The sequence below is a fragment of the Streptomyces sp. SID11385 genome (assembly GCF_010548245.1).
Lineage (GTDB): Bacteria > Actinomycetota > Actinomycetes > Streptomycetales > Streptomycetaceae > Streptomyces.
Genome location: NZ_JAAGLR010000622.1, coordinates 1 through 11,272 on the forward strand (window position 1 = coordinate 1; position 11,272 = coordinate 11,272).

13 protein-coding genes are annotated in these 11,272 nt (G+C 74.3%); 5 read left to right on the plus strand and 8 right to left on the minus strand.

Annotated elements, in window-relative coordinates; translation table 11 throughout:
* Together G3I42_RS18930 and G3I42_RS18935 are read right to left on the minus strand one after the other, a co-directional pair.
* Positions 1-996, minus strand: a 996-nt coding sequence (locus G3I42_RS18930) for a serine/threonine-protein kinase (RefSeq protein ID WP_164287495.1), incomplete at its 3' end; no start/stop codon positions are given.
* 202 nt (positions 997-1,198) lie between these two features.
* Positions 1,199-1,963, minus strand: coding sequence for a VOC family protein (locus tag G3I42_RS18935; protein WP_203607015.1), 765 nt, complete (start codon positions 1,961-1,963; stop codon positions 1,199-1,201).
* Positions 1,964-2,236: 273 nt separating this feature from the next.
* On the opposite strand from G3I42_RS18935, the gene G3I42_RS18940 reads away from it, so the two are divergent.
* Both G3I42_RS18940 and G3I42_RS18945 read left to right on the plus strand, forming a co-directional pair.
* On the plus strand, positions 2,237-2,884 hold the full coding sequence (locus G3I42_RS18940; RefSeq protein ID WP_164287499.1) for a TetR family transcriptional regulator: 648 nt from the start codon (positions 2,237-2,239) through the stop codon (positions 2,882-2,884).
* A gap of 130 nt (positions 2,885-3,014) precedes the next feature.
* Positions 3,015-3,719 (plus strand): pyridoxal 5'-phosphate synthase, encoded by a 705-nt coding sequence (locus G3I42_RS18945; RefSeq protein WP_164287501.1) that lies wholly within the window; start codon positions 3,015-3,017, stop codon positions 3,717-3,719.
* A 28-nt stretch (positions 3,720-3,747) separates the two neighbouring features.
* On the opposite strand, the gene G3I42_RS18950 is transcribed toward G3I42_RS18945, so the two are convergent.
* A complete protein-coding gene (locus tag G3I42_RS18950; RefSeq protein ID WP_164287503.1) occupies positions 3,748-4,608 on the minus strand; it encodes a GNAT family N-acetyltransferase in 861 nt (286 codons plus the stop codon).
* 91 nt (positions 4,609-4,699) lie between these two features.
* Between G3I42_RS18950 and G3I42_RS18955 the strand changes: the two genes are divergently transcribed.
* On the plus strand, positions 4,700-5,854 hold the full coding sequence (locus tag G3I42_RS18955) for an NAD(P)/FAD-dependent oxidoreductase (protein WP_164287505.1): 1,155 nt from the start codon (positions 4,700-4,702) through the stop codon (positions 5,852-5,854).
* An 84-nt stretch (positions 5,855-5,938) separates the two neighbouring features.
* Here the strand turns inward: G3I42_RS18955 and G3I42_RS18960 are convergent, their stop codons facing one another.
* The 3 genes from G3I42_RS18960 to G3I42_RS18970 all read right to left on the minus strand — a co-directional run bounded on the left by G3I42_RS18960 (position 5,939) and on the right by G3I42_RS18970 (position 7,960).
* Positions 5,939-6,325 (minus strand): hypothetical protein, encoded by a 387-nt coding sequence (locus G3I42_RS18960; RefSeq protein WP_164287507.1) that lies wholly within the window; start codon positions 6,323-6,325, stop codon positions 5,939-5,941.
* A complete protein-coding gene (locus G3I42_RS18965; RefSeq protein WP_164287509.1) occupies positions 6,322-6,588 on the minus strand; it encodes a hypothetical protein in 267 nt (88 codons plus the stop codon). The genes G3I42_RS18960 and G3I42_RS18965 overlap by 4 nt, the downstream gene beginning before the upstream one ends.
* Before the next feature lie 91 nt (positions 6,589-6,679).
* A complete protein-coding gene (locus G3I42_RS18970) occupies positions 6,680-7,960 on the minus strand; it encodes an MFS transporter (protein ID WP_164287511.1) in 1,281 nt (426 codons plus the stop codon).
* A gap of 70 nt (positions 7,961-8,030) precedes the next feature.
* Here G3I42_RS18970 and G3I42_RS18975 point away from each other — a divergent pair, with 70 nt between their 5' ends.
* The gene (locus G3I42_RS18975; RefSeq protein ID WP_164287513.1) at positions 8,031-9,092 is read left to right on the plus strand and encodes a helix-turn-helix domain-containing protein; all 1,062 of its coding nucleotides are present in this window, start codon (positions 8,031-8,033) and stop codon (positions 9,090-9,092) included.
* Here G3I42_RS18975 and G3I42_RS18980 read toward each other — a convergent pair.
* Together G3I42_RS18980 and G3I42_RS18985 are read right to left on the minus strand one after the other, a co-directional pair.
* Positions 9,023-9,490, minus strand: a complete 468-nt coding sequence (locus G3I42_RS18980; protein ID WP_164287515.1) for an ATP-binding protein — start codon at positions 9,488-9,490, stop codon at positions 9,023-9,025. The two genes, G3I42_RS18975 and G3I42_RS18980, sit on opposite strands and share 70 nt — an antisense overlap.
* 393 nt (positions 9,491-9,883) lie before the next feature.
* Positions 9,884-10,258, minus strand: a complete 375-nt coding sequence (locus G3I42_RS18985; protein ID WP_164287517.1) for an STAS domain-containing protein — start codon at positions 10,256-10,258, stop codon at positions 9,884-9,886.
* Positions 10,259-10,667: 409 nt separating this feature from the next.
* Here G3I42_RS18985 and G3I42_RS18990 point away from each other — a divergent pair, with 409 nt between their 5' ends.
* Complete coding sequence (locus G3I42_RS18990; protein ID WP_164287519.1) at positions 10,668-11,249, plus strand: sigma-70 family RNA polymerase sigma factor; 582 nt, start codon at positions 10,668-10,670, stop codon at positions 11,247-11,249.
* Positions 11,250-11,272 lie beyond the last annotated feature (23 nt).

Below are 11,272 nucleotides of genomic sequence, written 5' to 3' on the forward strand. Positions count from 1 at the left end.
CTTGCCGGGCTGGTGGGGGACGGCGGGTTCGACGGGGGGCCGGGGCGGTACGGGCGGGCTCGGCGGCACCGGCTTGGGGGGCGCGGGCTGCCGGGGGCCCATGCCCGTCCGGCTCTTCGACTCGATGAGCGCGACCGCGCGCGCCGGCAGCCACGCCGAGGCGGTGCCGCTGTCGTCGGCGCCGGCCGCGAAGAGGTGCGGCGACAGGGACGCCTGGAGGTCGGCGGGGCTCGGGCGCATCGCCGCCTCCATGCCCATGCACGACTCGATGAGCGGCTGGAGTTCCTCCGGCATGCCCTCCGTGTCGGGGCCCTCGCGCAGCAGCATGAAGACCGTCTCGACGGGGTTGGCGCCGTGGAAGGGCGCGTGGCCCGTGGCGGCGAAGACGAGCGTGGAGCCGAGCGAGAAGATGTCGCTCGCGCCCGTGACGCTGCGGGAGTCCTTCGCCTGCTCGGGGGACATGTACGCGGGGGTGCCGACGGCGACGTTCGTCATCGTCAGGCGGGTGTTGGAGACGCCGGAGGCGATGCCGAAGTCGATGACGCGGGGGCCGTCGTGCATGACGAGGACGTTCGACGGCTTCAGGTCGCGGTGCACGAGCCCGGCGCCGTGGATCGACTCCAGGGCCTCCGCGACGCCCGCGGCGAGCCAGCGCACCGCGTTGGCGGGCAGCGGCCCGCACTCGTTGACGATCTCCTCCAGCGAGGGCGCGGGCACGTAGGCGGTCGCGAGCCAGGGCACGGCAGCGCGCGGGTCGGCGTCGACGACGGCGGCCGTGTAGAAACCGGAGACGGCGCGGGCGGCCTCCACCTCGCGCGTGAACCGCACCCGGAAGAGCTGGTCCTGCGCGAGTTCGGCCCGCACCGTCTTGATCGCGACCCGCCGCCCCGAGGCGGACCGCGCCATGTACACGAGGCCCATGCCGCCCGCGCCGAGCCGCCCCAGCACCTCGAACTGCCCGATGCGTCGCGGATCGTGCTGTGTGAGCTGGTCCATCTCTTCCTCAGCCGCCTCCCCGTCCGGGACCACGAGCGCGGCACCTGCGCAGCGCCCGCCCCGGTGCACCGCCACACGGTGCCCCCTGATTGTTCCTTCCGAAACCCGCCCTGGCTAACCGGGGTGGCGTCCCGGAGTGTCCTGAGCTACGGGGAGGGGGCGGGGCGAGGCGGCGGGGGTCGGGCCTACCGGGCGGTACGGGCTACACCGCGACCACCCCGAACACGGCGCCCTGGTCGTCCGCCAGCTCGGCGAACATCCCGTACGCGGTCTCGCTCGGCCCCCGTCGCAGCCGCCCCCCGAGCCGCAGCGCCGCCTCGACCGCGCGTCCGCAGTCCGCCACCCGGAACTGCACGAGCACGTGCGCGGGGAGTTCGGCGGGGACCTCGGCGGCGTCGAGCACGGCGCGGCCGAGCACCGCCGTGTCCACCCCCGGCCCGGACCCCTCGGGCGACCACAGGCGCTCGCCGCTCACCCCCGGCACGTCGTACCCCACGTAGCGGAAGACGTGCTCGTAGAAGGGGTCGACGGCCGCGCTGTCCCTCGTCCGCACCTCGCTCCAGGCGTACGAGCCCGGCGCGGTCAGTTCGCGGAAGCCCTTGTCCGTGCCGGGCTGCCAGAGCCCGAAGACCGCTCCGCCGGGGTCGGCGGCGAGCGCCCGTACGCCCAGTTCCCCGATGGCCTGGGGCCCGCTGACGCCCGTACCGCCCGCCGCGAGGACGCGGGCGAGGAGGCGGCGCGCGTCCGGGGTGGCGAAGTGGACCGTCCAGGTGGTCGGGAGGCGGCCGTCCGGCTTGCGGTAGAGCCCGGCGACGGGGTGCGCCCCGACGTACGCGGTGGACTCGCCCGCCCCCGGCGGCTCGCGGAAGGTCCAGCCGAACAGGGCCCCGTAGAAGCGGCGCCCGGCGGCGGCGTCGGGCAGCGCGCAGTCCACCCAGCAGGGCACGCCCTCGGCGAAATCCGGCATCCCGACCACCTCCCGGCACAGGTCCTCTCCACGTTATTCGCCTTTTCCGATTCCCGCATCCCGGCCCGGAGAACCCGATTGGCGGACCCGGCGGAAACCCCTCCCGATTGCCTTCTCGAATTACCCGCGCAAGATCTTCGGAAATCATGTCACTCGCTCTTCTCCCGTATCTGGCAAGGGAATTGAGAGACCGATCGGCGCACAATTCAAGGCGCGCTCCCCATTTGCAGTCGGCCGAATAGCGCGACACGCCGGTCTCGGTAAGCTGACGGTATGACAGCACACGTACGCACCGTCGACGGCCGCGTGGCCGGAGAGCGCGGGCAGGCGACGCGTCAGAAGCTGCTCGACTGCCTCAGCGAGATGCTCGGCTCATCGCCCTACCGCGATGTGAAGGTCATCGACGTGGCCCGCAAGGCCGGCACCTCTCCCGCCACCTTCTACCAGTACTTTCCCGACGTGGAAGGCGCTGTCCTGGAACTCGCCGACGAATTGGCGACCGAGAGTTCGGGACTGTCGGATTCCCTGGAGGGCCGCAGCTGGGCCGGAAAGACGGGCTGGCAGACCGCACAGGAGCTCGTGGACTCGTTCATGGACCTGTGGCGCAAGAACGAGGCGCTGCTCCGCGTCGTCGATCTCGGCGCGGCCGAGGGCGACAAGCGGTTCAGCAAACTGCGCGTGAAGATCCTCGGTTCCGTGCATTCCTCGCTCCAGACGGCGATCAAGGAACTCCAGTCGAAGGGCCGCGTCGACAAGGACGTGAGCCCGGCGGCGACGGCGGGCGCGCTCGTCACGATGCTCGCGGGCGTCGCCTCGCACCAGAAGGGCTTCAGCTCCTGGGGCGCCAAGCAGGCCGAGATCCGGCCCGCGCTCTCGCAGCTCGTCTACCTCGGCGTCACGGGCCGCAAGCCGACCCGCTGACCCCGCCCCAGGGCCTTCCGCCCGGCCGGGCCGCGCGAGCGGCCACCCTGACCGGCCGGGCCGCGCGAGGCCGACGACCGCAGCGCGCGAGAGCGCGCCACCGCGCCGCCCGAGAGCGCACAATCGGCCCATGTCCGCCAGCGCACACGACGACGCCGTCGACCCAGGCCCCGAGTCCTTCCGCGCCCTGCTCCACGAGCAGCGCGTCTGGGACCCCCGCCGCACCACACTGCCCGCGCTCGACCCCGACCAGGTCCCGGGCCGCCCCCTGCCGCTCTTCCGCCAGTGGTTCGCCGAGGCGGCGGACGCGGGAGCCGTCGAGCCGCACACCGTCTCGCTCGCGACCACCGGAGCCGACGGCCTCCCCGACGTGCGGATCGTCATGCTGCACGACGCGGACGAGGACGCCGGCTTCTCCTTCGCGACGCACGCGGACAGCCGCAAGGGCCGCCAGCTCGCCGAACACCCGTACGCGGCCCTGTGCCTCTACTGGCCCGTACTCGGCCGCCAGGTCCGCGTCCGCGGCCCCGTCGCGCCCGCCCCGCACACCGAGGCGCTCGCCGACCTGCACGCCCACTCCCCCGGCGCCCTCGCCGCCGCCCTCACGGCCCACCAGAGCGAACCCCTCGACTCCCCGGCCGTCCTCCGCACGGCCGCCGACGCGGCCTGGGCCCGCGCCCAGCGCGAACCGGACGCCGACGCCCCGGACTGGACGCTCTACCACCTGCCCCCCGAGGAGATCGAGTTCTTCCAGGGCGATCAGGCACGACGGCACGTACGGGTCCGCTACACGCTCCACGCGGACGGCTGGGCGCGCGAGCTGCTGTGGCCGTAGTGCCCCGACGCCCCCCCCCCGGCCGCCCTCACTCGGTCCACGCCTGGAAGTCCCGCACCGGCTGGTAACCCAGGCGCCGGTACAGCGCGTTGCTCGTCGGGTTGGCGACATCGGTGTTGAGAAGGATCTCCGTGCAGCCCCCGGCGAGCGCGGCTTCCGTCACCGCCGTCGTCACGGCCGCCGCGTAGCCGTGGCGGCGGTGCGCGGGCGGGGTGTAGACCGTCGTGACGCGCGTGCTGCCCCCGGTGGCGGGCGTGCGCGCGGCCATCGCGACGGGGGTGCCCCCGGGGGTCTCCCACAGAAGGCACGTGCCCTTGGCGAGGATGTCCGCCGTCCAGACCACCGGGTCGGAGGGCGGGCGCTCGTCGATGTCGGCGCTGAAGCCCCGGAACCAGGCGGTCAGGAGGTCCGCGTCGGCGTCCGTGGCCGGGCGGGCGCGGCCGGGGACGCGGTGTGGCACGAGGGTACCGAGGGCGTGGAGACGGTTGCGGCGGCCCGGGCGCAGCGGGGTGCCGGTGAGGGAGGTCCACCGCTTCGCGTACTCCTCGGCCGCCTCCGGGGTCGTGAGGACGCCCCCGGGCCGCAGCCCCGCCCCGTGCAGCGTCTCGGCGAGCGCCGCGCCCGCACTCTCGGGCAGCGGGCCCGCGAGGACCGCGTACGGCGGGGTCCACAGTGCGAGGCCGCGCACGGTGCCGTCGGCTTCCTCGTACGTGGCGAAGTACGGGGTCTCCGTGCCGTAACGGGCCGGATCGCCGCAGACGTTGCGGGCCACGCTCCGCACCACGGTGTGCGCCGCCGACGCGGTACGGAGCAGGGGCGCGGCGCGGTCGAGAAAGGTGGCGGCGTCGGCGGGGATCAGGTGCCAGGCGGGGGCGGTCGCGGTCGTCATGGCGCATCGTCCGTGCGGCCGTGATCCATTCGCAACCGGTTTCTCCACGGTGCCGGTCCCGGCCGCTCCGCCGGACACTACTCTCCGGTACATGCCCGAAGCCCCGACCGCCGCCGCCCTCGCCCCCGTCTACGTCATCGGCGCGGGGCCCGGCGGGCTCGCCGTGGCGGCGGCGCTGCGCGGGCGCGGGGTGCCCGCCGTCGTGGTCGAGAAGGCCGACGCGGTGGGCGCCTCCTGGCGCGGCCACTACGACCGGCTGCACCTGCACACCACCCGCAAGCTCTCCTCGCTCCCCGGGCTGAGGATGCCGCGCCGCTTCGGGCGCTGGGTCGGCCGCGACGATGTCGTCACGTACTTGGAGAAATACGCCGAGTTCCACGAGCTGGATGTCCTCACCGGGGTGGCCGTCGAGCGGATCGAGGCGCTTCCCGAAGGGGGCGGCTGGCGGCTGCGGGCCGGGGGCGGGCGGGTGCTCGAAGGGCGCGCCGTCGTCGTCGCGACGGGCTTCAACCACACGCCGTACGTGCCGGACTGGGCCGGTCGCGACGCGTACGCGGGCGAGCTGCTGCACGCCGGCGCGTACCGCTCTCCCGAACCCTTCCGGGGCAAGGACGTGCTCGTCGTCGGCGTCGGCAACACGGGCGCCGAGATCGCCGTCGACCTCGCCGGGGGCGGCGCCGCGCGCGTCCGGCTCGCGGTGCGGACTCCCCCGTACATCCTGCGCCGTTCGACGCTCGGCTGGCCCGCGCAGCGCACCGGCATCCTGATCCGGCGGCTGCCGGTCGCCCTCGTCGACCTGCTCGCCGACCCGGTGTGCCGCCTCTCCGTGCCCGACCTCACCGACAAGGGCCTGCCCCGGCCCCGCGGCGGCCTCTACACGCGGGCGCGGCAGGGCGCGATCCCCGTACAGGACGTCGGGCTGATCGCCGCTGTACGCGCCGGGACGGTCGAACCGGTCGCCGCCGTCGAGGAGTTCGCGGACGGCGAGGTCGTCCTCGCGGACGGCTCACGGATACAGCCCGACGCGATCGTCGCCGCCACCGGCTACCGGCGCGGCCTCGAACCGCTCGTCGGCCACCTCGACGTCCTCCACCCCAACGGCCGCCCCCGCACCCACGGCCCCCGCACCGCGAAGCACGCCCCCGGCCTCTACTTCACCGGCTACACCAACCCGATCAGCGGCATGCTCCGCGAACTCGCCCTGGACGCGGAGCGCATCGCGACGAGGATCGCCAAGTCCCGGTGACCGCATCGCCGTTGTTCCCGTCAGAAAGCACCCACGGAGGCGCAGCGCCGCCGGCCCTCCGGGCTCCGCCCGGGGTCCCTCGCCTCAGCGCAGCAGGTCCACGACCGGGACGGTGTGCTGCTCGTACGCTGCCGCGTCGACCGTGGCGACAGATCCCGTCAGGTGCCACACGGGCAGGGCACGGACGGCCTGCACCGCTGCCGCCACGCCCCAGGGAGTGCCGTCCCTGACCAGCTCCGCGACCGTGTGCAACGCCGTGTAGTCGACATCGAGCGTGTGCAGGACATTGAGTTGCCCGACGTGCTCACTGAGTCCCGGTCGCTCCCGCTCGGCCTCGGCGAGCACCAGGAGCGGCACCCAGAGCCGGACCTCGGGGTCCGCGTAAGCGGTGTGGATCAGCGCCGAGACCTGCCGGTGCCCACCGAGGCCGAGCAGTGTCGCGGCGTCGAGGACGAAGTGGTGCTTGATCACGCGGCGGAGGACTCCTGCCGCGCGGCGGCGTCGCGGAGCTTCGCGGCCATCGCCGCGGACTCCTCGTCCGTGACCCGGACCCCGAAGTGCTCGGCCATGTACTCGCGGGCCCGTTCGGCGCGCTCGCGGCGCTCCTCGTCCGTGAAGTCGGCCTCCACGTACTCCTCGACGAGCGCTCTGATGGACACGCCCCTCGACTCCGCGAGCACCGCCAGGCGGTCGCGAACCGCGGCCGGCACCCGGATCATCACGTCGTTGCTCATGCGTGAACCCTACCCCCTCCCGTATACGCCCACGTATACGGAAGGGGCGGGAATCGGCTGCCCGGGGAAGATCACCCCCGCCCCCGCCGCCTCACTCCCGCGCCGCTCCCCGCAGCGCCAGCACCATCAGTGCCGCCCCCGCGCACAGCCCGCCCGACGCCAGCCACACCACGTCGTACGAGCCGAAGGTGTCGCGGGCCACGCCGCCCAGCCAGGCGACCAGGGCCGCGCCGAGCTGGTGGGCGGCGAGGACCCAGCCGAAGACGATCGCGCTGTCCTCGCCGTAGTGCTCCCGGCACAGGGCGACGGTCGGCGGGACCGTGGCGACCCAGTCGAGGCCGTAGAAGACGATGAAGAGGAGCATCGGCGGCTCGTCCCAGGCGCGGAGCAGGAGCGGGAGGAAGAGGAGGGACAGGCCGCGCAGCGAGTAGTAGACGGCGAGGAGGCGGCGGGCGGGGAAGCGGTCGCTGAGCCAGCCGGATGCGACCGTGCCGATGACGTCGAAGAGGCCGATCACCGCGAGGAGCGAGGCCGCGCCCGTCACCGGCATGCCGTGGTCGTGCGCGGCCGGCACGAAGTGCGTCTTGACGAGGCCGTTCGTCGAGGCCCCGCAGATCGCGAAGGACCCGGCGAGGAGCCAGAAGGGGCCGGTGCGGGCGGCGCGTCCGAGGATCGTCAGCGCGCGCCGCGCCGCGCCCGTCGCGGGCGGCGGCTTCGGGACGAACTCCCCCGCCCCGTACGGCGCGAGCCCGACGTCCGCCGGGTGGTCGCGCAGCAGCAGCCAGACGAGTGGGACGACGGCGGCCGCCGTGAGCGCCACCGTGATCGAGGCCGGGCGCCAGCCGTGGTGCTCGATCATCCAGGAGAGGAGGGGCAGGAAGACGAGCTGGCCGGAGGCGCCGGCCGCCGTGAGGATGCCCGTGACGAGGCCGCGCCGTGCGAGGAACCAGCGGTTGGTGACCGTCGCGGCGAAGGCGAGCGCCATCGAACCGCTGCCGAGGCCGACCAGCACGCCCCAGTACAGGATCAGTTGCCAGGAGGTCGTCATCGTGACGGTGAGCGCCGAGCCGCCCGCGATGACGAGCAGCGCGAGCGCCACGACGCGGCGGATGCCGAAGCGGTCCATGAGCGCGGCGGCGAACGGCGCGGTCAGCCCGTACAGCGCGAGGTTGACCGAGACGGCGAAGCCGATCGTCCCGCGCGACCACCCGAACTCGCCGTGCAGCGGGTCGATGAGCAGGCCGGGGACCGACATGAAGGCGGCGGCACCGACGATCGTCACGAAGGTGACCACCGCGACCCACCAAGCCCGGTGCACGCGCGGCGACTTGGGGGCCGACCGGAGCGGCGCGGGGTGCTCTGTCTGCGTCATGCGGCCAGCTTCGCGTGCGCGCCCGCCCGGAACCATTGGCCCGAAGGACACGCTTCGCTAGGATCGGGCCATGCCCCGTACGCCCCGCCCGCACCGCGTCGTCGTCCTCGCCCTCGACGGCGTCCTCCCCTTCGAACTCGGCATCCCGCAGCGGATCTTCGGCCGCGCGAAGGACGCGAGCGGCGCCCCGCTCTACGAGGTCGTGACGTGCTCGGCGCGCCCGCCGGGCGAGGTCCGCGCCGAGGCGGACTTCACGATCCTCGTCACGCACGGCCCCGAGGCGCTCGCGAGCGCCGACACCGTGCTGATCCCGGCGAGTTACGAGCTGGGCCCGGTCCACGAGGAGGGCCGTCTCACACCGCTGCTCGCCGCCGCGCTCGGCCGGATACGCCCCGGCACGCGCCTCATGTCGATCTGCACGGGCGGCTTCGTGCTCGCCGCCGCCGGGCTCCTCGACGGCCGCCCCGCCGCCACCCACTGGAGCTCGGCGGCCCGCTTCCAGCGCCTCTTCCCGCGCGTCGCCGTCGACGCGGACGTCCTCTTCGTCGACGACGGCGACGTGCTCACCTCGGCGGGCGTCGCCGCCGGGATCGACCTGTGCCTGCACGTCGTACGGCGCGACCACGGCGCCGCCGTCGCCGCCGACGTCGCCCGGCACACCGTCGTACCGCCCTACCGCGAGGGCGGGCAGGCGCAGTTCATCGAACGGCCCGTGCCCGCCGCGCACGGCGATTCGACGGCCCCGGCCCGCGCCTGGGCGCTGGAGCGGCTGCACGAACCGCTGCCGCTGCACCGGCTCGCGGCCCGGGTCGCCATGTCGGTACGCACCTTCACGCGCCGCTTCCGCGAGGAGACCGGCGAGAGCCCGGGCGCCTGGCTGACCCGGCAGCGCGTCGAGCAGGCCCGCTACCTCCTGGAGACGACCGCGCTCCCGATGGAACGCGTCGCCGGGACCTGCGGCTTCGGCAGCGCGCAGTCACTGCGGCAGCACCTGCGCGCGACCCTCGGCGTCACCCCGACCGCCTACCGCCGCACCTTCCGGGGCGCCCCGCCCCCCGGCGGTCAGGACGGGCCGCGTCCACAGCCTGTGGACAGCGCGCGCGCCGCGAGCAGACAGGCGGCGGGGGCCTGACGGTCCACCTCGCACCAGATGCTCTTCCCGGCCCGCGCCGGGCTCCAGCCCCAGCGGTCCGCGAGGCACTCGACGAGTTCCAGGCCGCGCCCGTTGGTGTCCGCCTCGGCGGCGTGCCGCGGCTGCGGGGCGCGCGTCGACTCGTCGCAGACCTCGACCCGTACCGTACTGACCGCGGGGCGCGGGATGTCCGGCAGGCGCATGCGCAGCAGCGCGGGGCGGCCCGTGTGCACGACGGCGTTCGTGACGAGTTCGGAGACGAGCAGCACGAGGGTCTCGGCGACCGCCTCGTCCGCCCCTATGCCCGAACCGGCGAGCCGGGAGCGCACCCATCTGCGGGCGCGGCCCACCTCGGCGGGATCGGGACCGATTTCGAGCTGCACCTGTCGCACCTGCACCGCTCACACCATCCGAACCGGCGGGCACGGGGTCCGCCGCCGCTGGGCACTGTGGATCACCGACCGTGATCCCGGGACGAGACAGCATGATTGACGCGCTGTCACCCCAACAAGCGCTTCGGGCATATTCCCGCACGAAGGAGTACGCCTGAGGCATACTGTGCGACGCCCCGCGCGAGCAGTCGAACAGGCCGCCGCGCCACTCCGCCCCGCCCGGTCCCCCGGGGAAGCCCACACCACTCGCATTGCACCGAAGGTACCGGAGTGACCACCCGGTCGCGCACGGTGACGCCGCCCGGGGACGCGTCCTCGCAGGACAGAGCGGCCGGGCGCGCAGGTGTTCACCAGGTGACAGGGGTCACGCGGCGGGGGAGGTACGCGGCCGCCGCCCGGTCACGCCGAGAGCGGGCTCACGTCCTCCAGCAGCGCGCTCGTCACGTCCGGGTACACCTCGAAGAGCCGCCGCACGCCCAGCGCGGCGAGCACCCGGTTCACGTGCGAACCCTCCTCGGCGCCCCGCGCCGGCAGCACGATCCGCAACCGGCCGTGACACGAGCGCATGAGACGCCGCGCGGCGATGAGCACGCCGACGCCGCTCGAATCGCAGAAGTGGACCTCGGACAGGTCCAGCACGACGCTGTGCCGCCCGCGCGCCACCGCCTCGTGCACCCGCTGCCGCACGGACGGCGAGGAGACGAGATCCATCTCTCCCGCGACGCGCAGCACGGCCCAGCCGTCCCGCTCCTCGTCGGTGACCTGGAATTCCACGTCCTACGCCTTCCGCTCGACTTCCGCCTCCGCGCTCCGGAAGCTCCCGTTCCGCTTCTGCTCCTCGGTGAACCCGCCGCTACCCCGGGGACCTTCCCCGAAACGGCCGTGTACACCGTCACACTTCCCCCGCGCGCCCCCTGCGCCCCCGTGCCCCTGGTGAAGGACGCACGGAGCGGGGGCCTGGTTCATCGAACTTTCCCCCTTCTGTCGCGTGCGGGGGTGAACCGGGCAATTCGTCCGCCCAATACCACCTCCAGGCTCGCAGAGGGCGCACATTGCCGTAAAGGAGCGCACGGAAGCACGGGGGGACCTTCCCTTCGGGGCGCGGAAGGGGATGATGGGCTGAACAGCGGTGCGGAGCCGGTCCCCGGGAGCCGCACCCGGACAGCCAGGGGGTCTTCGGCCGATGGAGGAGGCACGCCGCCGCGACGCGCGACTGCGGCAGCGGCTCGAACGCGGGGAGGCGGCGGCGCTCGGCGAGCTGTACGACCGCTTCGCGCCGCTCGTGCACGGCCTCGCCCGCCGCGTCCTCGGCGACGACCAGGCCGCCGCGCAGGTCACCCACGACGTCTTCGCGCTGCTGTGGGAGGCGCCCGAGCGGTACGAGCCCGCGCGCGAACCGCTCCGTTCCCACCTCGCGGCGCTGGCCCGCGTCGAGGCCGTCCGGCGGCTGCGGCAGTCCGAGACGGAGGAGCTGCTGGGCGCCGGGGCCGGTACGGAGGAGGGCCGGGCCCGCGCCGAGGCGGCCGAGACCCGTATCCACCGGGCCGCCGCGGCGGCGCGCGCCGACTACATCGCGCGTGCGATGCCGCGCCCGCTGCGCGAGGCCATCGACCAGGCGTACGCGCGCCGCAGGACCTACCGGCAGACCGCCACCGACCTCGGCATCACCGAGGAGGAGGCCCGCCGCCGCCTCCGCCTGGGCCTCCAGCTCCTCTCCACCGCCCACGACCTCCCGGTCCCCGGCCCGGCGGAGCCCTCCCCGTGACCGGGTCCGTGGGCGGGTCCGGG

Excerpts from the sequence above, each read along its gene's own strand:
- G3I42_RS18970 (WP_164287511.1), bottom strand. The coding sequence starts at position 7,960 with ATGACGCAGACAGAGCACCCCGCGCCGCTCCGGTCGGCCCCCAAGTCG.
- G3I42_RS18950 (WP_164287503.1), bottom strand. The coding sequence starts at position 4,608 with ATGACGACCGCGACCGCCCCCGCCTGGCACCTGATCCCCGCCGACGCC.
- G3I42_RS18935 (WP_203607015.1), bottom strand. The coding sequence starts at position 1,963 with ATGCCGGATTTCGCCGAGGGCGTGCCCTGCTGGGTGGACTGCGCGCTG.
- G3I42_RS18990 (WP_164287519.1), top strand. The coding sequence starts at position 10,668 with ATGGAGGAGGCACGCCGCCGCGACGCGCGACTGCGGCAGCGGCTCGAA.
- G3I42_RS18965 (WP_164287509.1), bottom strand. The coding sequence starts at position 6,588 with ATGAGCAACGACGTGATGATCCGGGTGCCGGCCGCGGTTCGCGACCGC.
- G3I42_RS18940 (WP_164287499.1), top strand. The coding sequence starts at position 2,237 with ATGACAGCACACGTACGCACCGTCGACGGCCGCGTGGCCGGAGAGCGC.
- G3I42_RS18955 (WP_164287505.1), top strand. The coding sequence starts at position 4,700 with ATGCCCGAAGCCCCGACCGCCGCCGCCCTCGCCCCCGTCTACGTCATC.
- G3I42_RS18975 (WP_164287513.1), top strand. The coding sequence starts at position 8,031 with ATGCCCCGTACGCCCCGCCCGCACCGCGTCGTCGTCCTCGCCCTCGAC.
- G3I42_RS18945 (WP_164287501.1), top strand. The coding sequence starts at position 3,015 with ATGTCCGCCAGCGCACACGACGACGCCGTCGACCCAGGCCCCGAGTCC.